This is a genomic window from Vreelandella malpeensis (genome assembly GCF_020622355.1).
Classification (GTDB): Bacteria; Pseudomonadota; Gammaproteobacteria; order Pseudomonadales; family Halomonadaceae; genus Vreelandella; species Vreelandella malpeensis.
The window spans coordinates 112,922-136,926 of record NZ_WHVL01000003.1; the positions used below are offsets into that span (position 1 = coordinate 112,922).

A 24,005-nucleotide genomic window follows, 5' to 3' on the forward strand; every position below is an offset into this window, starting at 1 on the left:
GATGACGGCTCGCTCACCCCACTCGCCCTCCTCCGCCCAGACGGGCTTCACGCTGATCGAACTGCTGGTCGCCACGGTGATCGGCGTGCTGGTGATCCTGGGTGCCACCCAACTGTTCATCGCCTCGCAGCAGAGCTATCGCATCACCACCGCGCTTGCCAACATGCAGGATACTGGGCGCTTCGCGCTGGAGACGCTGTCCCGCGAGCTGCGTCAGGTGGATTACAAGGGCGGCTGCGCCCAGAACCTGCTCAGCGTTCATGTGCGCAGCGCAAGCGACGCCGCTCTCGCCGCTCCGGCGCTTCAGGTCGTTACCGGCGCGCAGGCACAGGGGATGACCACCGCGCTCGAAAGCCCCTTGCCCGATACCCAGGGCATCGCCTTTCGTGCCGCCACGACCCTGCCGCCGGTCACGACGACGATCGAGACGCTCGCCAGCAACCAGCAGCTCAATCTGACGGGGAGCGTCCCTTACACTGAGCGGCTGGTGCTGCTTCAAGGGCTTCAGAACTGCGATCTGTTCTACAACGTCTCCACCCAGCCCAACCGCCTGATCAAGGCGGCGAGCGGCATGCCGGGCAATCTGGCGCCTCAGACCAGTGCCTGGTCGAAAAACGGCGCGGTGCCCTACCTGCAGGGCCAGCCGGTGACGCTGAGCGCCATCGACAGCGGCCTTTACTATCTGGGCCGTGATGCCGAGAGCGCCGGCGCGCCATCGCTGATGCGTCTGGACACCGGTACGCCGACGCCGCGCAACGAAGTACTGGCCAACAACGTCGTGGCCCTGCGCACCCGCGTGCTGGTCGGCGAGCAGTATCTGGCTCCAGAGGCGCTGACGGCAGCCCAGTGGGCGCAGACGCGAGCCATGCGGGTGAGCCTGATCGTGCAAAGCGAGCGCACCGACCTGCGCGCAGCTCCCACCACCATCGCCACCGGCAACTTTCGCGACGCCCCCTTCAGCGCCGATGACGGACGCCTCTACCAGGCGTTCACCACCACCATTACCTTGAGGAACCGGCCATGAACCGCGCACCTCAACGCCCGGCAACTCAGCGCGGCATGGCGCTGGTGCTCAGCCTGATCTTTCTCGCCATCGTCACGCTGGTCAGCCTGTCGTCGATGCAGGGGTCGGTGATCCAGGGGCGCATGGCCGCCAACCAGCAGGAGTACAGCGTGGCACTTCAAGCGGCCGAGGCCGCCTTGAGGGCGGGTGAGCAGGCCTTGCAAGCCGGTACCGCAACGGGAATCGTCAAATGCGGCTCCTTCTCCGAATCCGCCTGGAAGACACACGCCAGCACGGTCAACGGTCAGTCACTCAGCTCTCGCTACCGCATTTGTGATCTGGTCATCGTCGGCTCGCGTGCCACCAGTGACGGCCAAGAAGTCCGCGAAGTGCTCTACCGGATCGAAGCGCAAGGCGCCGGCCGCTCGGAGGCCACCAGCGTCGCCCTGGAAAGCCTCTTCGCCCATGAACAGCGAGAAGGATCATGAACAAGAAACCGTGTGCGCGACTTGCCTTGACGCTCCTCTGCTCTCTGAGCCTGGGGTTCTGGACACTGCCTGCCTGGAGCATGGGCACCACGCCCTCGCCCACACCGGAACCGACACCGACGCCTACTCCAACTCCTACGCCGACGCCGGACACCCCGGTAGGTGGCGGCGACAACAGCTACGACGAGAACTACGCCATTCCCAGCGACGAGACCGGGGTCTCCAGCGCTCCGCTGAACGTCGTCAGCCGCGTGCCACCCAACGTGCTGCTGATTCTGGACAACTCGGAAAGCGGCCAGGAGGGGCTCGACGGGCGCGTGGCGATCGGTACCAACCTGGGCGACCGGGAAAACCTCGCCGCCTGCCAGCTCACTACGTTCAACGCCACCAACTGCCCGGCCGGGGCGCGCTCGCCGCTGAGCAAGTCGAGCACCATGAAGCGCGTCGGGCGCGAGCTGATCGACCGCTACCGGGGCAACATCAACCTGGGGCTGATGGCCTATCAGCAGAACCCTGCTTCGCGCACCCGAGATGACGCCTTCAACAATCGGACGGTCGTGTGGCGCCTGACCGAACGGGCGCTGGCCACACGCTACTCCACGGAGGCCAATCCCAGCTGGTACAACCCGGGCTTTACCGGCACCTGGGACGCCCCGACCAAGCGCTATCGCGCCCGCTTGCCAAGCAGCAACTACTACGCTTTCTTCAACGTGGGCGTGCCGGGCTACAGCTTCGAAGAGTCGTTTTCCACGGGTGTTCCCTCTCGGGATGTCACCGAGTACTGGCACAGCATCCAGAACCCCACCGCCAGTGCCGACCAGGTCATCGAGCGCTTTCGCGCCTTTGCCGGCTATAACACCGGCCGGCCCGTGGTCGAACCCAACCGGGTCTGGTACGACAGCCCCGTCATCGTGGGCTATACGGGCCTGCTGGGGCTGACGCCGATCATCGGCACCTACAGTCTTCCGCTGGTCGATAGCCTTCGCCAGCGCGGTATCCCTAACTGGGGGCCGCATATCGCCTCGCTTGCCCTGAACCAGCTCGAGTGGCGTACCGCCTCCTCGCCGGGCCTGGGCTATCTGCACGTGCCCATCGGCGGGCTCAACGCCGACGGCTCGATCAACGATGCCCACTGGAACCAGATCGTCGCCAAACTCCAGCCCCAGCGTCACGACTGGAACGGCAGCGGCAATCCGATGACCGACCCTGCCTGGCCGCTATTGGCCACGGGCCTGACGCCCATCGAGGGCACCATGTACACCGCTCGGGACTACTTTCTGAACAACGCCGGCGCCGGCACCTCCTTCGGCACCGATCAGGGGCGCCGTGCTGGCCTCAGCATCCCCAACATGAACAACGCCAGCGCCCAGCAGTGCCTGGTCAACGCCAACATCTGGCTGACCGACGGGCTGCCTTCGGTGGACCGCACCGGTCGCTCGCTGGGCAACAACGTGAGCCAGGCGCTGACGGACGCCCAGAACGCCATTCGAAGGCTCTACAACGATACCGGCAGCGCCCTGCGCAACCCGGTACGCACCTATGTGGTGGGCTTCAACCTGCCGCTGGACATCAACAACCTGCCAGGCGTTCCCGCCGATCCGCTGGGGGAACTGGCCCGGGCCGGCGGCACCGAACAGGCCTACTTCGCCAACGACGAGGCCTCGCTCAGTCAGGTCATGCAGCAGGTACTGGGCAACATCATCGCCACCTCGGACTCCAACACCTCGTCGGCGGTCAACAGTGACCTCGTCGATCTGCAGGCCGGCAACCTGATCTACAGCGCCGGGTTTCGCAGCACCGACTGGTCGGGGCGGCTGACCGCCTCGGCCATTTCCGCGACCGGCCAGCGTACGCCGCGCTGGAACGCGGAGACCCAGCTGGCAGGCCAGGCCGGCAGCCGGCGGCTTCTGACCGCCTATCGCCCCGCCTCGGCCACGCGCCCGACCGGGGCGCTGCTGTCGACCACCACCAGCGGCTTCACCCAGGCCGAGATCAACTGGCTGCAGGGGCTGAGTCAGCCGGGCCTGCGCACCCGCCAGTCGCTTTTGGGCGACATCATCAACGCCAGTCCGGTGGTACTGCCGGCTAGCGGCAGCCGACCGGCGCTTCTGCTGGCCGCCGCCAACGACGGCATGCTGCACGGCTTCAACGCCGACACCGGGCGCGAGCTCTTCGCCTACCTGCCGTCCGAGCTCACCCAGGGGCAAACCCCGGCGCTGCGCCCGCTCACCCAGCCAGGCTATCGCCACCGCTACTTCATGGATGGCACTCCGGCGGTGCGCGAGGTGAACATCGCAGGTGGCCCCAGCGCCATCGCCGTGGGCACCATGGGTGCCGGCGGGCGTACGGTCTTCGCGCTCGACGTCAGTCAGCCCACCCAGATGGGCGCGTCGAGCGTGCTGTGGGAGTTTCGCCACCCGGCGCTGGGCACCGGCGTCACCACCCCGACTATCACCCAGCTCGTGGACGGGCGCTGGGTAGCGATCTTCGGCAACGGCTACAACAGCGTCGGCTACCAGGCATCGCTGTTCGTGGTAGATTTGCGCACCGGCCAGCTGATCTCGCACCGGCTGACCAACGAAGGCAACGCCCAGGCGCCCAACGGGCTGGCCCCGCCAACGGTGACCGCCTGGCCTAATTTCAACGGCGCGCGCTTCGCCTACGCGGGGGATCTGGCCGGCAACCTGTGGCGTTTTTCGCTTACCGGCAGCGGCAGCGTTACCAGGGTCTACACGGGCTCGCGCAGCCAGCCGATCACCTCGGCCCCGGCGGTCACCCTGAGCACCAACTCGACCAATACGCTGATGGTGCTGTTCGGCACCGGCAGCTACTTCAGAACCCAGGACGTCAACGACCGCAGCGTGCAGCAGCTCATTGGCCTGCGCGATCGCGTCGATCGCACGAGCGCCCTCACCGGCGCGCAGTTGCTCACGCAGCGCATCACCGGCAGCGCCACGCGCGACGGCTTCAACGTGCGCGCCAGCACCAACGTCGCGCTGACCGCCGGCTACGAGGGATGGCGCCTGGAGCTGCCCGCCGGCGAACGGGTGATCAACTCGCCCACGCTCTCGAGCGATCTTCCCAGGCGGGTGCGCTTCTCGAGCATGCTGCCGGACATCGGCAACCCCTGCGGCGGCGGGCGAACCGGCTACTTCATGTCGCTTCTGGCGGATACGGGGGGCAGCGGCGGGGCAAGCATCTTCGATTTCAACGGGGATGGGCAGATCGATGCCGGCGCCAAAGTCAATGGCGATGCCATCACGGGTCTTCAGGCGGGGAGTGGCGAGCGGCTGGTGGGCATCCAGAACCCGGGCGCCCAAACCGAGACGCTCTACGTGGGAAGCCCCGGGGGCGCGGCCACTCCGATCACGATCGGGCTCAACCCCTCGCACCTGGGGCGGCGCTCCTGGCGCCAGGTCAACAACGACTGAGGCGGCGTCAGGTCAGATCGAGCGCACGGTCCACTGCACTAGCCGCGCGACTACCGGGCGCACCACCAGAATGCACAGGAAAGCCACCGGCATCGCCACTCGGTAGGCCTGCCACACCCGGGCCATGAACGCGCCGTCCAGGCCGCTGTTGACCGCGGTGATCACCAGCGTCATCAAAAACGCCATGATCGAGGACATGTAGAGCGCGAAGACCACCGGCGTGAAGCGTGGGTGCAGCTTGCGCGCCGCCAGCAGACGCTGTTCGGGAAAACGTCGTCGGGTCATGGTGCCTGCCTGTATCGAAAATGATGAGCAGGCTACTTTACTGGCTCACCGACGCGTTGGGAACGCCTCGCTCAGGAGTACGCTTCGACGGCGGTGGTCTCGCGTTCGAGCCGGCCGACCTGGTAGAGATCGTTCACGTAGAAGTCGAGCCGGCCGATAGCGTGGGTCAGCGGTATCAGCAAGAAGATCAGCACCATCAGGATGCTCGGCTCGTTGAGCCAGGCAAGCGACGGCGTCTCGACGCGGTAGAGCAGCGTGTAGATGCTCATGCCGCCCAGAAACTGCGCGATCAGACTGTTGAGGATGACCAGGCCGATGAACAACGACCGCCAGTCGCGGCGGGGCAAGCGCGTCTCGCCCAGCAGCGGATGGCGCGCCGTGACACGCTCGCCAAAGCGCAGCCGCGGGCGGCGGCGCAGCAGCGCCTTGATGGCCTGCTCGTCGTCATGTTCCAGGGCCTCGCGCACCAGCGCCGCCTCCACCTGCTCTCCCAGGGTGCTGCGTACCACCCGCTCGAAGGGCGCACGCTCACCGCTTGCGCGGTACTCGGTGCCCGCGTGCTTGAGCGCCTCGAGCCGCTCGGCCTGGTCGCGCGAGAGCCGCTTGTGGTTATCGAAGTTGATCGCGTAGTTCACCGCGTAGAGCTGGTAGAGCGTCGCGGTGACGCCGACGAAGATCAGAACGTAGATGAGAGCGCTGAGCATGGGCGAACCTGCTGGTGGGTGGACGTTGAAACGCCAAGAAGACCTAGAGTAGCAAAGGTGTGCCGTATATATAGCAGATATGCGCTTATGGTCGCATGCGGCATGAAAGCGCAGGCGAGCTGGGCTACCATAGCCGCCTCGCGCAGCGGGGGCAGAACAACAAGCCATGCCCCCGCCCATATGGCTCACAAGGAGCACTTCATGCCCTCTCAAGACTCCGCATCCCTTGGCGATGCGCCTTCCCGGTCCACCTACGCCAAATACCTCGCCGCTCTAGGCCCGGGCTTTCTGTTCGCGGGCGCGGCGATCGGCACCTCTCACGTGGTGCAGTCCACCCGCGCCGGGGCGGAGTATGGCACCGGGCTTCTGGGCTTCATCCTGCTCGCGGTGCTGCTGAAGTATCCGTCGTTTCTGTTCGGGCCCTTCTACGTCAGCGTGACCGGCCAGTCGCTGGTCGAGGGATATCGCCAGACCTTCGGGCGCTCGGTGGTCGCGCTGTTCGCGCTGGTGCAGATCCCGGTGACCGCGATCATCATCGCCGCGATCGCCATCACCACCGCCGGGCTTGCCGGCAGTCTCGTGCCACTGGCGCTCTCCCCGCCCACGGTGGCGGTGATTCTCATCGCGCTGTGCGGCGTGCTCACCGTCGCCGGCGGCTACCGGCTGCTGGACTGGGTGAACAAGGTGTTCGTGGTGATCCTGAGCGTGACCACGCTGTTCGCCGCTCTGGCGGCGCTGCCACTGGTGGACTGGTCGTTCTACCCGTCGACGGCGATTTCGCCACTTTGGAGCGTGACCACCTTCGTGACCCTGGTGGCGGTGCTCGGCCTGATGCCGTCCGACATCACCCTCGCCATCATGAACTCGCTGTGGTCCGAGGCGCGCAACAAGACCCAGGGACGGCGCAGCGACACCGCCGCCGAAAAGATCGACTTCAATATCGGCTACATCGGCGCGGCGGTACTGGCGGCATGTTTCGTGATCATGGGCGCCGGCGTGATGCATAGCCAGGGAGTGAGCCCCGCCGACGGCGCGGTGGGCTTTGCAAACCAGGTGATCAGCCTCTACACCTCCACACTCGGCGAGTGGAGCGGCGTGGTGGTGGGCATCTCCGCCTTCACGGTGATGCTGACCACGCTGCTCACCGTGCTCGACGGCTTCCCGCGCATGATCAGTGCCTCCTGGTACACCTTCATTCGCCCGGCGGACGCGGTGAACGAGTCGCGCACCCTGGAGGGCAGCCCGGCGTTTCTGGTTTCGCTGGTCGGGCTGTCGCTGCTGGCGGTGGTGATCCTCTACACCCTGATGGGCAACTTCCGCCTGTTCATGGACTTCGTGATGGTAGTGGCGTTTCTGTTGAGCCCGATTCTTGCCGCGCTCAACCACTTCACCGCCAACGGCCGCACCGTGCCCGTCGCCCTGCGCCCCTCGAGACTGATCAACGCTTGGAGCTGGCTGGCGATCGCCACGCTGACGCTTCTGTCGGTCGGCTACGTCGTCGTTCAATTCATCATGTGATCCACCGGGCGGTCACGGCAGCGGGCCGCCCCGGATCGTCTTCTCGATCCCCGCACGTACGCCGTTCCCGTCCTCGCGGCCAAGCTCCTCGTACCAGGCGCGGGTCTCGGCGGCGTTCGCACCGTGAATCATCGCCGCCCGGGCTCGTGCCCGTCTGACGATCTCGCCGACCCGCTCGACGCGCGCTTGGTCGTAGCGCGCCAGCGCCCGAGCCAGCGCCGCTTTCGTATCGGCCTGTTCGGCAAGCGCGCTCGTCAGCGTCTCGGCCAGCACCCAGGCATCCTCCATCGCCTGGCAGCCGCCCTGGCCGAGATCCGGCGCCATGGCGTGGGCGGCGTCGCCCAGCAGCGCCACGCGGGTATCGGTGAGCCGCGAGAGCGGTTCGATGTCGTGGATCTCGACGCGCGCCATGCGCGCGGGGTCGAAGCGCTCGATCAGCGCCTGCACCGGGGCGCCCCAGCCGGCGAAGTGCTCTTTCAACTCGTCACGATAGCGGGCCGAGTCGTTCGGCGTGCCCGCCGGCAGCGGCACGTCGAAGAAGCAGTAGAACTCCTGCTCGCCGGCGTCGTTGCCTCCCGTTCCCATCGGCATCAGCGAGACGCGCTTGCCCTCGCCCACGTACTGGTCCCAGCTCTCGAGCGGGGCCAGGGCACCGGAGGCCGCCACGCGCACGTTCCAGTTCACGTAGCCCACGTACTGGCGCTCGACGCGCCGACCGACAAGCGTGTCGCGAAGCTTCGAGTGGGTGCCGTCGGCCACCACCAGCAGGTCCGCCTCGACGCGCTCCCCGTCCTCGAAGGTGGTGACGACCTTCTCGGGCCCGGAGGTGTAGCCCACGCAGTGGCGCCCGAGATGAATGTGCTCGGCGCCGACGGCGTCGAACAGCGTCTGCTGCAGCGCGGCGCGGGAGATCGGGCAGGCGCGCTGGTTCACCGCATCAAAAAGCGGCGTCAGCGAGAAGTCGCTCAGCAGATGTCCATCGTGACTCAGATAACGCATCCGCGTCATCTCGCCGCTGAGACGCTCGATGGTGGTGCCCAGCCCGAGTTCGTGCATCACCTTGACGCCGTTGGGCCAAAGTGAAATGGCCGCGCCCACCGGGCGCATCACCTCGACACGCTCGAAGACCTTCACCCGGTGCCCCCGGGCCTTCAGCGCCAGGGCGGCGCTCAAGCCGCCCATGCCCGCGCCGATCACGACGATATCCAGCGCCATAGCGCCTCCTCACTGGTGAATGATGATCAAAAGGGCCGCTTCGAGACTACCGTATCTCGGGCTGCTACGTCTCGAACCGCCGCGTCTTTGGATCAAGCAAGATGGAGGCCAGTCAGCCCGTTGCACGCACGGTGTCGGCAAAGGCCAGTAGCTCCGCGTGCAGCCAGGCGATGGCGGGCTCCTTGGCGTAGAGCTCGTGCTGGGCCAGCGTCATGGTCAACGCCCCGAGCTCCACCGGCGCCTCGACGAGACGCACCGGCAGCAGCGAGATGAACCGCTCGGCCATGCGCCGGGGCAGCGTCATGATCGCCCCGGTCAGCGCCACTACCCGCGCGGCGGCGAGATAGTTGAGGTTTTGCGAGATCACCCGCCGCCCCAGCCCGTGCTGCTCTAGGCAGTGGTCGATGGGGGTCGGCCCCAGGCCGCTGATGTCGGCAAGCTCCACATGGCTTGCCTGGGCGAACGCGGCAAGGCTCAGGCGCGCGCCGATATCGGGGTTGTCGAGCGCCGAAAGGCACACCCACGCCTCGTCGAGCCAGGCAGTCTTCACCACGCCGCCGGGCAGCGCAATGCGGCTGTCCACGCCCACCACCATGTCCACCTGGCGACTCTCCAGCGCGTTGCTCAGCACCTCCGGGGTGATCAGCTCGATGGCGAAGCTGATGCCCGGCGCCTTGGCCAGCAGCCGGCTCAGAAATGCCGGGTACATCACCTCCTCGAAATAGTCCGTGGTGGCCAGGGTGAAGCGCCGCGTGCTGGTGAGCGGCGCGAAGGAGACCGGCGGCGTCAACCCCTCCTGCAGCACGGCGAGCGCCTGCTGCACCACCGGCAACAGCGCCTGGGCGCGAGGGGTGGGCTGCATGCCCTGCTCGGTGCGCACCAGAAGCGGGTCGTCGAGCGCTTCGCGCAGGCGCTTCAGGGCGTGACTGATCGCGGGCTGGCTCAAGTGGAGCTTCTCGGCGGCGCGGGTGACGTGGCGTTCGTGCATCAGCGTCACGAAGACCAGCAGCAGATTGAGATCGAACTGTCGAAGCAGGCGCATCGCTCGCCACCATTCATGAAGTGAATGACAAGATTCTAAACATTCATTTCATTCATCGCTGCAAAACTTTTATCGTCGCGCTCTCGTCGCGTTTCCACCTTGCGCCTCAGGAGATCACCGCCGGTGACCCACTCTACCCCCCTTGCCTCGCCCACCATGCCAAGCCTCTTTGGCGATGTCATCACGAGTTTCATGAACGTGCCTCGGGCGTTCGACCCCAGATCGACCGAGGCGGACGTGGTGGTCAGCGGCGTGCCCTTCGATCTCGCCTGTTCGGGGCGTGCGGGCACGCGCATGGGGCCGAACGCCATCCGTCAGGCCACGGCGAACCTGATCTGGGAAGGCAAGCGCTGGCCCTGGGATTTCGCCCTGGAAGAGCGCTTGAAGGTAGTGGACGCGGGCAACCTGGATTACGCCTATGGCGAACCCGAAAGCCTGGTGGACAACCTGGAGAGCCACGCCGGACGCTGGCTGGCGGCGGGCAAGAAGATGCTCACCCTCGGCGGCGATCACTACATCAGCCTGCCGCTGCTGCGCGCCCATGCCCGTGAGCACGGGCCGCTGGCACTGATTCACTTCGATGCCCACACGGACACCTACGAGCAGGGCACCCGGTTCGATCACGGCACCATCTTCCACCACGCGCTGAAAGAGGGTTTGGTGGTGCCGGAACACTCGCTGCAGATCGGCATTCGCACGAGCTATGATCGCCACAACCACCCCTATGAGGTGCTGGACGCCGACTGGGTCAACGACCACGGCCCCAAAGCGGTGCTCGAGAAGATCCGCGCCCGCGTCGGCCATCATCCGGCCTACGTGACCCTCGACATCGACGGCCTGGACCCGGCCTTCGCCCCGGGTACCGGTACCCCGGTCTGCGGCGGCCTGTCCACCGACTTGATGCTCAAGGTGATCCGGGGGCTGGTCGGCATGGAGCTGGTCGGCATGGACATCGTCGAGGTCAACCCCGCTTATGATCACGGCGACATCACCTCCTTGGCCGCTGCGACCTTGGGGCTGGAGTTTCTGTACGTGTTGGCGGCGGGTAAGGCGGGTCAAGCATAGTCTTAATTGTAATCAAGCCCCATGACATGAAATCCATGGGGCTCACAGACCAACTTTTTTAAGATCGATCAAATTCTATAATTTATCTTGCTTTAAATATATGAATTTCAGCAAATATCTCCTGCCCCCTTTATATGAACTATTAAAATATCATTTCTTCTATAAATCTCGTACATTTTTTTGTCTAACACTTTCTCCATTAATCCGTTACATACCTCTGCGACTCGATCAACATCTAGATCGCTCCAGCTAATAACAACATTATTACCATATGCCTTGAGTGCAGGTCCAGATATCCATCCTTCCATGGGGCTAAGCATTCGCATTATAAGAGGATGCCTTGAGGCAATGACATTAGCAATAGGCGAAATCGGCACTCCACCAGACATATAGACTTCTTCATTCTGGGTCTCATAAGCACCTAAATCATATGAAATATCTGAAATTATATTCTCTTCGAAAAATCTTTGTGATTGAATAGCATTAAAAAACTGAAACGAAAAAACAATAAAGCAGTAAATAGGCAATAGCATGATATAGAAAGAAAACTTACCGGGAATCCTCTTTAAAACGGCAACTGCTAAAAAGAAAATAACAGATGAAAATCCAACTAAGACTCTAATATCAGTTACCCCTTCCGCCAATATAAAAGATGGGCCGGTAGATGCAAAAAAAAACAAAAATGGGATTGATATAAAAACACACAAAGAAAATAAATTTTCTTTTTTTAATATCTTTTTAAAAAAAGATATTTTTATAAAAGAAATCGAACACAAGGCTGAAACGAAAACAAAAAATGACAGCAAGTAAAAAGCATATCCAACAAACAAGCTACTTACTGCATGATAAAGATATTTCAGAACATATAAGCTAGACAAGTGAAGCTCTAAAAGCCCGACGGTTTCACTTCTAGGAATATTCCCAATAACAACCTTTTGAAAAAAGAGATATGTAACATATCCTACCAGAAATACAATGAGCTCAGATATTATCAACTTGTTCTTGCTTGAACGATATTCTTTAATATCGAAGCAGTAATTTACAGCCATAAGCCCTAAGAAAATATTTACGCATGGCTGATAAATAATTAAGGACAGAAAAACCAAGCCAATAGAAGCTATTTTTCGAGACAACCTACCATCGACTATATAGTAAGCAAGAATGGCCAACGCTAGAGATATTATCATCTGAGGCGCATCAAATCTATAAGCCAAGTTTTGAACAAAAAAAGGATTTATAAATAAAAGCGGCAAGGCCAATTTAGCGTAATTAGACTGCTTTGAAAGCTTGCTGGCAATAAAATATAAAACACCAACCATTGTTACAACGGCGATTAGCAACCCAAAAGGATAGGAGTCAACATGGAAACGGTTTAATGAAAAAAAGTGTGCTAATTGATCAGCTCCTTGTCTCCCAGCCCATCCCCAAAAATTTTCTCCTGTAACTACTCTCCAGTAATCGTCCCTGTAATAAATGCCAAGCGTCAAAGCAGGCATGGAAAATAGGAAGCATGCAAGCAAAAAATAATATTCCAACTTAATCTTCAATTTAAACACCTTTTTTAGATGTACTTTTTTCAACAATATAAACAGGCCTTTTTTTCGATTCTATATACAGCCTCCCGATATACTCTCCCAATACACCAATGGAAATAAGCTGTATAGAACCAAAAAACAGAACTGCTGACATCAAAGAAGCGTAACCCGGCCAGTCCACACCTAAAACAAGAGTTCTTAAAATGATAAAAACCATATAGATCAAGCTTAGCAGTGCAATAACGCCGCCTACATATGACCAAACCCTAAGTGGCCATGTAGAAAAACTTGTCAGTCCATCCAGCGCAAAATTCCATAACTTCCAGTAATTCCACTTTGTTTCACCTGCATGCCGCGCAGGTCGATCATACTCAACGCCAATAGACGAGAAACCAGGCCATGCAAATATACCTTTCATGAAGCGATTGCGCTCAGGCATATTTTTAATAATGTCAATAACACGTCGGCTTATGAGTCGATAGTCACCTGCATTAGGCGGTATGGTAGTATGAGACAGTCTGTTAAAAACACGGTAGAACATGCCTGCCGAGGCTCTTTTTCTACGTCCATCCTCTTTACGGCTGGCGCGCATACCGTAAACGGTATCGTAACCTTCACGCCAGTAACGAACGAACTCATGGATCAAGGCCGGAGGGTCTTGTAAATCAACATCCATGGGAACGACAGCATCTCCGCATGCATGATCAATTCCTGCCGTCATAGCCGCTTCTTTACCAAAATTACGCGACAATTTCAGGTATTTCACTCGTTGATCTTTTTCAGCGGCCAGGACTATTTTTTCGAAAGTCCTGTCCGTAGAACCATCATCGACAAAAAGTACTTCCAACTCCAGATCGAGTGTCGATAATTCTTTATCTATGATTTCAAGGAAAGGCGCTATTGACTCCTCTTCATTGAATACTGGAACTATCAGAGAAAGCAAACTTCTTTGATTATCATCCATTAGCACTACCCTTGAAAATCAAGTTTTTTGAGACTACATAAGTAAGTAAAGGCACACACATAGTGGCGATTACGAGAGCGTAAAAATCCGGCAATGAAAAAAGCAAGCCGAGCGTCAAGATGATGTTATTCAACAGGAACCCTAACAAAGACATTCCCAAGAACTTGACGATGGATCCTTCCTTTTGAAAAGTAATATACTGATGGCCCAGAAAAGAAAACATAAAAGCAAACAAGAATGCTGTTATATTAATCAGGTATACATGTAACAAAGGGAAGGAGAAGATCAATATTGCTGCAACTAAGATATGGACCAGTGTCGCTAAACCACCAATAAAAACAAACCGTAACGGCTGAAATTTTTCATGCTTCATTAATTTTCTAAACACGCTCATCGCTTTTGTCCAGCAAGCTTTTCCATGGGAGGCTATTATCGATGACATACTAACATAAAAATCAACTTTAATTAACAAAAATGAAGCATCATCAATTTATTTAAATCAATGGGTTATATAGCCAATGCTTTAGGATATCAGAACTCATGAGCACTCATGCCCGTGGGCCCCATCGTCAAGGTCGAACGTAAGCACTGCTTGAGACGGGGAAGCCGTCTCGGCGCTGGATGTCTCGGTGCAGACCCGGGTACTGGCGCTTTTGGACGACATTCAGGAACGTCTCGGCGTCGCGATGATGCAGCGCGGCCAGTTGATCGAGGTCGCGCCCGGGCGAAGCTGGAATTTCGCCGCCTTTGCCCCCCGCGTTTGAGGCGGACCGCCCAGCCGGTTTTTTACTAAAAGGAAGCGATATCGATGACTCCCTGTGACCTGAGCGCCGTCGAGGCGCGCCGTTTGATGAGTACCAAGAAGCTCTCCGCCGTGGAGCTGACCGAGAGCTGCCTGGCCCGTATCGAGGCGGTCAATCCCGCCGTCAACGCCCTGGTGGCCCAGGACGTCGACGCCTGGCGTGAAGGCGCCAGGAACGCCCAGCGCGCCATCGACCAGGGCGAGCGGCTCGGGGCGCTGCATGGCCTGCCGCTGTGCGTGAAGGATATGGTCGATGTGGTCGGGCTACCTACCACCTTCGGCAGCCAGATCTACGCCGACAACGTCGCCCAGGGCGACGACCCGCTGGTGGCGCAGCTGCGCGCGGCCGGCGCCTTGATGGTCGGCAAGACGAATAACCCCGAATGGAGCGCTGGCGGCAACACCCGCAACGCCGTCTATGGCGCCACTGCCAACCCCTTCGATGTCACGCGCTCTGCGGCGGGCTCCTCCGGCGGCTCCGCCGTGGCCTTGGCCTGCGGCATGGCACCGCTGGCAACGGGCTCCGACACCGGCGGCAGCCTGCGTAATCCGGCGGCGTTCTGCGCCGTGGTGGGCTTTCGCCCTACGCCAGGCCTGGTGCCCGGCAACCGCGCCCAGGCCTGGCTTCCCATGTCGATGAACGGCCCCATGGCGCGCAGCGTGGAGGACGCCGCGCTGATGCTCTCGACGATGATCCGCCCGGACCGCCGCGACCCCTGGACGCCGGTGGTCGAGAATCGGCCGGTTCACACAGCAGAGGCGTTTCGCCAGCTTCCTCGGGTGGATCTTTGCAGTCAGCGGGTCGCCTTCACCGAAGATTTCGGCTTCGCCATGACCGAGCGGGTGGTGCGTGAAAGCTTCAGCGACAAGCTATCGCGCTTTGGCCACGTCTTCGCCCGACTCGTCGATACCCATCCCGAATGCCCGGACGCCGACGACACTTTCGCGGTGATTCGCGCGCTCTGCTTCTCCGGCATGCACCGCGAGCTCTTGCAGCAGTACCCGGACCAGGTCGGTCCCAACGTGCGCGACAATGTGCGCGAGGGCGAGGGCTACTCGGCACTGGACGTGGTGCGCGCGCTGACCAACCAGCAGCACCTCTACCGCCACTGGCAGACGTTTTTCGAGCATCACGACTTCGTGTTGGCGCCTACCACCACCATCAGCCCGCGGGACTGGCACGAGCTCTACCCCACCGAGATCGACGGCGAGCCGACCCAGAGCTACTACCATTGGCTCTCCATGGCCTACGCCTCCACGCTCGCCGGGCATCCGTCGGTCACGCTGCCTACCGGGCGCGACCACAACGGCCTGCCCTTCGGCCTGCAGATCATCGGCCGCCGGGGCAGCGATCTGGCCACCCTGGCCTTCGCCCGTGAACTGGAAGCGCTGTTCGAGGGTGACAAGGCGCTTTGCCGCCCGCAGGTGGATATCGCCGCGCTGAGCCAAGCGCGCCCGCTCAAGGAAGCCGAAGGGTTCATGGGGTTCTGACCCCGATCCAGGCGTTGCTTTTCATGCACTGGAAAGCCTCACCATGACCACACCTTCGCTGACTGATGGGCCGCCGTCACAAGACCTCATGTATGTCCGCCGACGCCCGCGCCTGAAAGAAAGCGCTACGGCGCGAGAAGGGTGCGCGCTACTGGCATCGCAGCATCACGCGGACATGCATTAATCGACGGCGAAAAACAGACGCTCGCGCCGCCCCACCGGTCGGCGCAGCCACAGCGTCAACAGCACCACCGCCAATAGCACCTCGGCGAGATCACCGCCGTAGTACATCAGCTGCGCGGCGGCCTGGATCTCGTCGAGACCGTGGCCCGTGCCGCGGGGAAAGCCTTCTGCATACATCAGTTTGCCGAGCAGGCTGTGGGTGGCAATAGAGGCGAACAGCACGCCCAGGCGAAACCGCAGCGAGAGCCTGTTCACAGAGGCGTCGGGCGCGGCGAGAATCGCCCAGCAGAAAAGGTAGCCCGCGAGGAGAAAATGCAGGTGAACGGCGTAGTGAAGCAGCGGGCTTTCAAGCGAGGCAGCGTAGAGCGGCGTGAGGTAGAGCACGTACATGCCGCCAACATTGAGCAGTAGTGCCGTGATCGGGTGAGCCACAACCCGCATGCAGCGGCTATGCAGCAGCGCTACTACCCACTTGCCGCCGGTTTGGGGCAGTGTCTTGAGCAGCAGCGTCATCGGCGCGGCTAATACCCAGGCCAGCGGGGCGAGCATGCCGATCAGCAAATGCAGCGTCATGTGCCCGACCAGATCGCCATGCGCCCAGTGCATCAGCGGCGGCCAGAACGCAATGGCCAAAAGTATGCTACCTAATAGGAAAAATCCGCAGCGCCAGAGGCTCCAGCCTGCGCTAGCGGCGCGTTGTAACCAAGCCGCGGCTAAATATTCGAAGGTGACCAGCACCACCAGCAAGAAAGGCAACCAGTCGAACGGCGCCGTTTGATGGGGGTGCATCTAGCGCCTGGAGCCGCTGCGGGCACGGCGTAAGAGCCAAAAGCCGATCAGTAAAAAGCCGATGGCGAAGGCGTTCCAGGTCAGGTCGTACATCAGCGGATCCACGCCGTAGCGAATCTGATGCAGCCGTAGAATCTTGTGATTGATGATGCCGTCGAAGAGCTGAAAGCTCCCCATACCCAGAAAGAAACCTGCCTTTGCCCAAGCTACGCACAACCACCCGCGCTGGGAAAGATCGAGCAGCAAGGACACCCCCACCACAACGGCCAGCAGCTCGAAAGCGTGCAATAGGCCATCGGAGAGAATGCCAAAGGCGGGCGTGGAGAAGTCGAAAAAGTGGTGCCACTGCAACAATTGATGAAAGACGATCTCGTCGAGCGCGGCCATCACGCCGACGCCCACCAGCACCGCTGCCCAGAGTGAGCGCCGGGCATTCTGTAGGGTATGAGCGTCATTCTTCATGCCGTATTGGCTCCCAAGCACGTACCTAAACCCAAACGTTTGCCTAAAAATAGGCACGCGGCGTTTCACATGCAATTCCTCGAAGCGCTTCTTAACCAACGTTGCCCGAAAGGCAACAAACTGGCTCATTTTGGCTCTCTTTCTCTTGCGTCGTCTTGGGTAGCGTTAACGTGCAGGCGTTCTCTACCCATCACGAAGGACAGGATATGTTTAGCCAACAACAAATAGCCAACGCCAAGGCCGTGCGTCACCAGCTGCACGAGCAACCGGAACTCATGTACGAAGAGAAAGTCACCGCCAAGCTCGTTGCCGAGAAGCTCGATGCCCTGGGCTATAAGGTGACCGAAGGCATCGCCACCACGGGCGTGCTGGGCGAGCTCGATACCGGCCGCCCCGGCCCCTGCATTGCGCTGCGCGCCGATATGGATGCGCTGCCCATCGAAGAGGCCAACACCTTCGGCCACCACTCCAAGCGGCCAGGGCGCATGCATGCCTGCGGTCACGATGGTCATACCGCGACGCTGCTGCTCGCGGCCGAGACGATCATGGCGCTGCGCGAAGAGCTTTGTGGCTACATCAAACTGATCTTCCAGCCCGCCGAAGAGGGTGGCAACGGCGCCGATGCGATGGTCAAAGCAGGGGTGCTGGACAACCCGCGGGTCGAGGCCGTGTTCGGTTATCACAACCGACCCGGCTTTCCGGCGGGGCAACTGTTCGTCAAGCCGGGCTCGGCCATGGGTGGCAACGATACCTTCAAGGTCACCATCGAAGGCGTCTCCGGCCATGCGGCCATGCCTCATCTGGCCGTCGATGCCATCTACGTCGCCACCTCGGTGGTGCAGCAACTGCAGGGCTTGGTAGCGCGCAACAAGTCGCCGCTGGAGTCGGGCGTGATCACGGTCTCCTCCTTCCATGCCGGTGACGCCGCCAACGTGATCCCTGGCAAGGCCGAGCTGCTGGTCAATATTCGTAGCGACCGCCCCTCCTCGCGCAACGCCCTGGCGGGCCAGCTGGAGCGCGTGATCAAGGGCGTCTGCGACGCTCACGGTGCTCACTACACCCTGGAGCACAAGCACCAGATTCCGCCGCTGCTCAACGACGCTGACTGGTCAGACCGGGTACTTGCCTTAGCCGCCGAGCACGGCGTCAGCGACGACATTCAGAAGCTCGACTACATGCCGACCATGGGCGCGGAGGATTTTGCCTTCTACCTGCAGGAGGTGCCGGGCTGTTTCTTCTTCGTCGGCAACGGCGATAGCGCCTACCTGCATAACGAGCACTACGACTTCAACGACGACATTCTGCCGGTAGCGGGCGGCATGTTCGTGGCCTTGGCCAAGGGCGTGCTGGCGCGCAACGCTTAAATGCCCTCGATGGCGGCTCTACGCCGGCAATCACTCGGCGAAAGGCCAAGGGCCGTCTCTCCCATCGACTGATTCAATAATTAACTAAGAACAAAGGATTTTCTTATGTCATCCATGCTCTCCTCCATCGAGCGCATGGGGAACAAGCTTCCTCATCCGTTCATTCTCTTCACCGTTCTTGCCGTGGTGGTGATCGTTACCTCCGCCCTGCTCTCACTTCTGGGCATTGCCGCGTCGAACCCGCAAAGCGGCGAAGACGTCTACGTCAGAAGCCTGCTTTCGGGGCCCGGGCTTGAGTTCATGTTGACGAGCGTGGTCAGCAACTTCGTCAACTTCCCGCCGCTGGGTCTCATTTTGGTCGTGATGTTCGGCATCGGCCTGGCCGACAAGGTGGGGCTGATGTCGACGCTGATGCAGGTCAGCGTGGCCAAGGCGCCACCGTCGCTGTTGACGTTCTGCGTCTTTCTCGCGGGTATCTGCGGCAGCGTCGCCTCGGATGCCAACTACCTCATCCTGATTCCGCTGGCGGCCATGGTCTACCACTCGGTGGGTCGCCATCCGATTGCCGGGGCCGCAGCGGCCTACGCAGCCGCAGGTGCAGGCTTCGATGCCAGTCTCTTCATCACCGTGGGTGATGCCTTGTTTGCCGGTATCACCACCGAGGCAGCGCGCATCGTCGACCCCGATGCCTACATATCACCGGTGGACAACTACTACTTCGTGGCCTGCTCGGTCTTCGTGCTGGCCATCGTCGGTACGCTATTGATCGACAAGGTGGTGGAACCCCGGCTGCAACGCACGCTGCCGATGAGCAAGGATTTCAAGAGTGACGAGGTCGCCCCCGAGCTCAGCAAGGCCGAGAAACGTGGTCTCAAGCTCGTGGGTGTGGCGACCCTGGTCTATCTGGCGCTGGTGCTGCTGGCCGTACTGCCGGAGGCATCGCCGCTGCGCAACCCCGAGGGTGGGCTGATTCCCTCGCCGTTTCTGCGCTCGCTGGTGCCGCTGATGTTCGGCTACTTCGTCACCATCGGTCTGACCTACGGTATCGCTACCGGCAAGATCACCAGCAGCCGCGACGTGCCCCAGCGCATGGCGGAAGCCGCCAGCGACCTTGCGCCGACCCTGGTGCTGTTCTTCGCCATTTCGCAGTTCATCGCCTACTTCGGCTGGTCGCAGCTGGGGCAGTTCATCGCCATCGAGGGCTCGAACGTGCTGCAAAGCACGGGGTTCACCGGGCTTCCCCTGGTGGGTGCCTTCATCGTCATGACGGCAGTGCTCAACGTCTTCATGACCAGCGGTTCGGCGCAGTGGGCGCTCATGGCGCCGGTCTTCGTACCCATGCTGATGATGATCGATTTCGACCCCGCCTTCGTGCTGGCGATGTACCGCATCGGCGACTCCAGCACCAACATCATCTCGCCCATGAGTCCGTACTTCTCGGTGGCGCTGGTTTACATGCAGCGCTACAAGCCCGACATGGGCCTGGGCACGCTGATGGCGACCATGCTACCGCTGGCGCTGGGCTTCTTGATTGCCTGGTCGGCGTTTCTGATGTTCTGGCTCGTGATGGGCTGGCAGATTGGGCCGGGCGTCTACATGATGGCCAACTGATCAGCGTATCGTCAGCATCAGCTTCCACAGATAGTCGGCAGCGGGCGAGAGCCTTCTGCCGACGCGTCGTACCAGATTCCCCTGGCTGCTTTCGGCAAACGGGTGGCGAATGGGAATGGCGCGCAGCAGCCCCTCCTCGACCTCACCGCGCGCGGCCGCTGCGGTCATGAACGATACGCCGATACCGGCGCAGGCCAAACGGCGCGATATCGAGTGCAGGTTGCAGCGGTAAGCAGGCGTCGCTGGCAGGCCGCTGGCAGCAAAGAGCGCATTGACGAACTGCTGGGAGCCCGATACGTCGGGCAGAAAGATCAGCTTGTGCGTGACCAGCTCATCCGGTGTCACCGAGCGCTTTTCAGCGAGCGGGTGCGAAGGCGCCACCAACGCACACAGCGGGCCGCGCTCGAACGAGTGAACGATCAGCCGTGGGTCCGAAATCGGGCCGTAGGTGATGGCCATGTCGACCTCGTCGTTGGCGACCATTTCGTGCGGCTCGCGGGGGTAGTAGATCCCCGTCTTGATGTCGACGAGAACGTCGGGGTACTGCTCGGCAACGCGCTTCATCACGTAGGTAATGAAGCTATCGACGAAGCCGTCGCCGACCGAGACCACGACCTTTCCCGCCTGTAGATTGCGCAGTCGCGAGAGCGTATCACCGAGCTCCGCGTTGAGACGCCGCTGGGCCAGAAGCCCCTCGACCACTAGCTGCCCCGCTTCGGTCAAACGTACGTGGCGACCGTGGCGTTCGAGCAGTGCCATGTTGAGCTCGCGCTCCAGGCTGCGCACCTGTCGGCTCACCACCGACGGGTTGACATGCAGATGCTCGGCGGCCGCACGAATGCCTCCGCAGCTGCCGATTTCGAGCAGATAGAGCGCGCGCTTGTCGAGTAGCGTCATGGTCGTCGATCACCAGTAGGCAGTAGCATTCACAAAATGGCGGACGATCATAACGCTACCCGCTTCGCGCCGGGACGACTTTCTATTCCAATCGCAGTGCTGGCATAATCGCTGCCCCTTTGCCGAGGAGCGCGCCAATGAACCGGGACACCGATGTCGAGCGAATAGCTGCCATTGCCATCGACGCCGCCCCGGCGCCGCCCCCTTCGCCAAGCGTGGCGCTCACGGCGGACGTTGCCGAAGGGCAAGCGCTGGAGCTCAAGCTCGACCATCTGCGCCAGACCCTGCGCGACATGGGCGATGTGGTGGTGGCGTTCTCTGGCGGCGTCGATAGCACCTTTCTGCTCGCCGTGGCCCTGGAGACGCTGGGGCGCGAACGCGTGCTGGCCGTCATTGCCGATTCCGAATCCTACCCCTTCGAAGAGCTTGATGCAGCGCGGGCGTTGGCCGAGCGTCTGAACGCCAGGCATCGCGTCATCGAAGTTTCCGAATTGGCCATTCCTGGCTACGCCGAGAACGATGCCAATCGCTGTTTCTACTGCAAATCGGGACTGTTCACGCATTTGGCGCCGGTCATGCGCGAGGCGGGCTTGAACAACATCGTGTTCGGTTTGATTGCCGACGACGATGGCGAGCACCGCCCTGGCACACTCGCCGCACGCCAGCACGGCGTACGCGGGCCGCTACACGAAGTCGGGCTCTACAAGGCCGAAATTCGAACACTCTCCCAGGCCATGGGCCTGCCCACCTGGAACAAGCCTTCGCTTGCTTGCCTCTCCTCGCGCATCGCCTACGGCGAAACCATTACGCTCGAAAAACTCGAACGCGTGGCCGAAGCCGAGCGCCGCGTGCGGGCGCTGGGGGTTGGGCAGGTGCGCGTACGCCACCACGGCGAGCTGGCACGTATCGAGCTCGACCCCGAGGAGATGGCGGTGGCGTTAGCACACCACCAGCGCCTGGTGGATGAGCTCACCGCCCTCGGCTTCGCCTGGGTGACCCTCGACCTTGCTGGCTATCGCAGCGGCAGTATGAACCGCCTTCTCGCCCCCACCACTGGAGACGCGCCCAATGAGTGAACGTCCACCGCTCGAGCCCATCGGCCATCTTGGGTTTGCCCAGGTCGACCACGCGCGCGAGGCGCGCAACGGTGTGCCCGAAGTGGTCTATGGCGAAGGCAAGAGCGCCGCTCAGATCGCCGCCATCGTGGCACGGCTGGTGGAACGCCACGCGCGCGCCCTGGTCACTCGCCTGAATGCCTCCAAGGCCGAAGAGGTCGCCCGCGAACAGCCGGGCGGCCACTACGATCCGCGTTCGCGGCTGATGTGGTGGGGCCGCGCGCCCGAAACGCTGAGAGGCACCGTGGCCGTGGTCTGTGCAGGCACCTCCGACCTGCCCGTGGCCGAGGAGGCCGCGCAAACGCTCGAATGGCTCGGCGCGCCTGTCGCCCGCTTGAGCGACGTCGGCGTGGCGGGCATTGATCGCTTGCTGGCACACCGCGAAGCGCTGGCACGCGCCGATGTGGTGATCGTCGTCGCCGGTATGGAGGGCGCGCTGCCCAGCGTGGTGACGGGCTTGGTGCGCAATCCGGTCATCGCAGTGCCAACGTCGATTGGCTATGGCGCGAGTTTGAACGGCATTACCGCGTTACTGGGCATGCTATCGGGCTGCGCGACGGGCATGAGCGTGGTCAATATCGATAATGGTTTCGGTGCAGCGTGGCAGGCGGCGCGTATTCTAGCGCTGGTCGAGCGCGGCCCGGCCGAGCCCCCGGCCAGTTTCTCCCTCCCCACCTGACTGGATACGCCCGTGACGCCGACGCTTCATATCGACTGCACCTTTGGCATTGCTGGCGACATGCTGCTCGCCGCGCTGGTAGACCTCGGCGCCGACCTCGACGCCATTGCCGTTGAGCTGCGCAAACTGCCGCTGGACGACTTCTCGCTCTCCACTCAGAACGTGATGCGCTGCGCCATTCGCGCGCGGTTGCTCAACATCACGCTAGCACACGCGCTGGAACCCGCTCCCGAGGGTTTGGCGCAGTACCACACAACGCATGAGCACTCGCACACGCATTCACACAGCCACTCACACGATCATTCACACGGCCATGATCATTGGCACCCGCAGCGCCCGGCAGGCGAGATACTCGCCATGCTCGCCGCGTCCCATCTCCCCCCCCGTGTGAAGCAGCGCGCCACGGCCATCTTTAGTGCCATCGCCGAGGCCGAAGGCCGCATCCACGATCTGCCGCCGCAGGCAGTCCATCTGCACGAAGTGGGGGCGATGGACTCGATCATCGATATCATCGGTGTCTGCCTGGCGCTGGAAGCGTTGGATATCGCTACCATCACGGCAACGCCCGTGCCGGTCGGCCATGGCGTCGTTAGTATGGCCCACGGCAACTTCCCCATCCCCGCGCCGGCCACCCTGGAGCTGCTCAAGGGCATACCGCTCTCCTCTTTCAGTGCTCAGGGCGAGCTGACGACCCCAACGGGCGCGGCGCTGCTCAAGGTGCTGGTCGAGCGCTTCACGCCGGCGCCGCAGGGCACACCGCTGGCCATTGGGTACGGCGCGGGCAACCGTGAGTTCGCCCACCCTAACGTGTTGCGCGCAGTGCGCCTGGCCCCGCCAGAAGAGGAAGATGCCGCTCGCGAGCACATCGCCATCCTGGAGTGCCAGCTCGACGACACCACCGGCGAGCAGCTCGGCTTTGCGTTAGAAACGCTGTTGGCGGAAGGTGCGCTGGACGTTTTTCATACGCCGATCAGTATGAAAAAGTCGCGCCCTGGCGTGCTGGTCAGCGTGCTCGCGACTCCCGAACGCGCCGATGCGCTCGAGCACTGTTTGCTGAAGACGCTGCCTACCTTCGGTGTGCGCCGCTCTGCGGCAAGCCGCCGTATCCTCGTGCGCCACTTCGAAGAGGTGACCACCGAGCTTGGCACCGCTAACGTCAAGCTCGGCTATCTGAATGGCCACCTCGTCCGCGTGAGCGCCGAATACGAAGACGTCGCGCGTCTAGCGCGTGCCCATGGGCGCAGCATCGACCAGGTGCAACGCCTGGTTCTCAACGCCTGGGAACAGACCCGCTCCACCCGCCAGCCCTGATACATCGCCCTTTCGCACTGCTGGATTGATCGCTTTGATCACTTCGGTAGT

The 24,005-nt window shown here is 61.5% G+C and carries 22 protein-coding genes; 12 read left to right on the top strand and 10 right to left on the bottom strand.

Annotated features, from left to right (window positions below; all coding sequences use genetic code 11):
* Position 1 precedes the first annotated feature (1 nt).
* From GEV37_RS08775 to GEV37_RS08785, 3 genes are read left to right on the top strand one after another with little or no spacing between them, the layout of a single operon-like run.
* Positions 2–1,024 (top strand): PilW family protein, encoded by a 1,023-nt coding sequence (locus tag GEV37_RS08775; protein WP_227389866.1) that lies wholly within the window; start codon positions 2–4, stop codon positions 1,022–1,024.
* Complete coding sequence (locus GEV37_RS08780; RefSeq protein ID WP_227389867.1) at positions 1,021–1,491, top strand: pilus assembly PilX family protein; 471 nt, start codon at positions 1,021–1,023, stop codon at positions 1,489–1,491. The genes GEV37_RS08775 and GEV37_RS08780 overlap by 4 nt, the downstream gene beginning before the upstream one ends.
* The gene (locus GEV37_RS08785; RefSeq protein WP_227389868.1) at positions 1,488–4,922 is read left to right on the top strand and encodes a pilus assembly protein; all 3,435 of its coding nucleotides are present in this window, start codon (positions 1,488–1,490) and stop codon (positions 4,920–4,922) included. Before GEV37_RS08780 ends, GEV37_RS08785 begins: the two co-directional genes overlap by 4 nt.
* Positions 4,923–4,934: 12 nt before the next feature.
* Here GEV37_RS08785 and GEV37_RS08790 read toward each other — a convergent pair whose 3' ends face one another.
* A complete protein-coding gene (locus GEV37_RS08790; protein ID WP_227389869.1) occupies positions 4,935–5,207 on the bottom strand; it encodes a DUF2798 domain-containing protein in 273 nt (90 codons plus the stop codon).
* 71 nt (positions 5,208–5,278) lie between these two features.
* Complete coding sequence (locus tag GEV37_RS08795; RefSeq protein ID WP_227389870.1) at positions 5,279–5,911, bottom strand: hypothetical protein; 633 nt, start codon at positions 5,909–5,911, stop codon at positions 5,279–5,281.
* Between the two features lie 201 nt (positions 5,912–6,112).
* Here GEV37_RS08795 and GEV37_RS08800 point away from each other — a divergent pair, with 201 nt between their 5' ends.
* A complete protein-coding gene (locus GEV37_RS08800) occupies positions 6,113–7,429 on the top strand; it encodes an NRAMP family divalent metal transporter (RefSeq protein WP_227389871.1) in 1,317 nt (438 codons plus the stop codon).
* Between the two features lie 12 nt (positions 7,430–7,441).
* Here GEV37_RS08800 and hpxO read toward each other — a convergent pair whose 3' ends face one another.
* Positions 7,442–8,644, bottom strand: a complete 1,203-nt coding sequence (gene hpxO / locus GEV37_RS08805) for an FAD-dependent urate hydroxylase HpxO (RefSeq protein WP_227389872.1) — start codon at positions 8,642–8,644, stop codon at positions 7,442–7,444.
* Positions 8,645–8,756: 112 nt separating this feature from the next.
* Positions 8,757–9,686, bottom strand: a complete 930-nt coding sequence (locus tag GEV37_RS08810) for a LysR family transcriptional regulator (protein WP_227389873.1) — start codon at positions 9,684–9,686, stop codon at positions 8,757–8,759.
* A gap of 156 nt (positions 9,687–9,842) precedes the next feature.
* Here GEV37_RS08810 and speB point away from each other — a divergent pair, with 156 nt between their 5' ends.
* Positions 9,843–10,751, top strand: a complete 909-nt coding sequence (speB, locus tag GEV37_RS08815) for an agmatinase (RefSeq protein ID WP_227390126.1) — start codon at positions 9,843–9,845, stop codon at positions 10,749–10,751.
* Positions 10,752–10,858: 107 nt separating this feature from the next.
* Here the strand turns inward: speB and GEV37_RS08820 are convergent, their stop codons facing one another.
* Genes GEV37_RS08820 through GEV37_RS17085 form a run of 3 tightly spaced genes read right to left on the bottom strand, consistent with a single transcriptional unit; the run spans position 10,859 to position 13,692 of the window.
* The gene (locus GEV37_RS08820; RefSeq protein WP_227389874.1) at positions 10,859–12,298 is read right to left on the bottom strand and encodes a glucosyltransferase domain-containing protein; all 1,440 of its coding nucleotides are present in this window, start codon (positions 12,296–12,298) and stop codon (positions 10,859–10,861) included.
* Between the two features lies 1 nt (position 12,299).
* Entirely contained in the window at positions 12,300–13,250 is a 951-nt protein-coding gene (locus GEV37_RS08825; protein WP_227389875.1) for a glycosyltransferase family 2 protein, read from the bottom strand.
* Positions 13,243–13,692: a GtrA family protein gene (locus GEV37_RS17085; protein WP_422822636.1), complete on the bottom strand. Its 450-nt coding sequence runs from the start codon at positions 13,690–13,692 to the stop codon at positions 13,243–13,245. The genes GEV37_RS08825 and GEV37_RS17085 overlap by 8 nt, the downstream gene beginning before the upstream one ends.
* A 187-nt stretch (positions 13,693–13,879) precedes the next feature.
* Here GEV37_RS17085 and GEV37_RS16945 point away from each other — a divergent pair, with 187 nt between their 5' ends.
* A complete protein-coding gene (locus tag GEV37_RS16945; protein ID WP_264477737.1) occupies positions 13,880–14,014 on the top strand; it encodes a hypothetical protein in 135 nt (44 codons plus the stop codon).
* Between the two features lie 44 nt (positions 14,015–14,058).
* On the top strand, positions 14,059–15,543 hold the full coding sequence (locus tag GEV37_RS08835; protein ID WP_227389876.1) for an amidase: 1,485 nt from the start codon (positions 14,059–14,061) through the stop codon (positions 15,541–15,543).
* A 180-nt stretch (positions 15,544–15,723) separates the two neighbouring features.
* On the opposite strand, the gene GEV37_RS08840 is transcribed toward GEV37_RS08835, so the two are convergent.
* The gene (locus GEV37_RS08840; protein ID WP_227389877.1) at positions 15,724–16,515 is read right to left on the bottom strand and encodes a cytochrome c oxidase assembly protein; all 792 of its coding nucleotides are present in this window, start codon (positions 16,513–16,515) and stop codon (positions 15,724–15,726) included.
* Entirely contained in the window at positions 16,516–17,106 is a 591-nt protein-coding gene (locus GEV37_RS08845) for a DUF2243 domain-containing protein (protein ID WP_227389878.1), read from the bottom strand.
* A gap of 77 nt (positions 17,107–17,183) precedes the next feature.
* Here GEV37_RS08845 and GEV37_RS08850 point away from each other — a divergent pair, with 77 nt between their 5' ends.
* Positions 17,184–18,341, top strand: a complete 1,158-nt coding sequence (locus GEV37_RS08850) for a M20 metallopeptidase family protein (protein WP_227389879.1) — start codon at positions 17,184–17,186, stop codon at positions 18,339–18,341.
* Positions 18,342–18,446: 105 nt separating this feature from the next.
* Complete coding sequence (locus GEV37_RS08855) at positions 18,447–19,952, top strand: AbgT family transporter (protein ID WP_227389880.1); 1,506 nt, start codon at positions 18,447–18,449, stop codon at positions 19,950–19,952.
* Here the strand turns inward: GEV37_RS08855 and GEV37_RS08860 are convergent, their stop codons facing one another.
* On the bottom strand, positions 19,953–20,849 hold the full coding sequence (locus GEV37_RS08860) for a LysR family transcriptional regulator (RefSeq protein ID WP_227389881.1): 897 nt from the start codon (positions 20,847–20,849) through the stop codon (positions 19,953–19,955). It abuts the gene before it with no gap.
* 137 nt (positions 20,850–20,986) lie between these two features.
* On the opposite strand from GEV37_RS08860, the gene larE reads away from it, so the two are divergent.
* Genes larE through larC form a run of 3 tightly spaced genes read left to right on the top strand, consistent with a single transcriptional unit; the run spans position 20,987 to position 23,954 of the window.
* Positions 20,987–21,925, top strand: a complete 939-nt coding sequence (gene larE / locus GEV37_RS08865; protein WP_227389882.1) for an ATP-dependent sacrificial sulfur transferase LarE — start codon at positions 20,987–20,989, stop codon at positions 21,923–21,925.
* Positions 21,918–22,643: a nickel pincer cofactor biosynthesis protein LarB gene (gene larB / locus GEV37_RS08870; protein ID WP_227389883.1), complete on the top strand. Its 726-nt coding sequence runs from the start codon at positions 21,918–21,920 to the stop codon at positions 22,641–22,643. Before larE ends, larB begins: the two co-directional genes overlap by 8 nt.
* Positions 22,644–22,655: 12 nt before the next feature.
* Positions 22,656–23,954, top strand: a complete 1,299-nt coding sequence (gene larC / locus GEV37_RS08875; RefSeq protein WP_227389884.1) for a nickel pincer cofactor biosynthesis protein LarC — start codon at positions 22,656–22,658, stop codon at positions 23,952–23,954.
* The last annotated feature ends 51 nt before the right edge of the window (positions 23,955–24,005 follow it).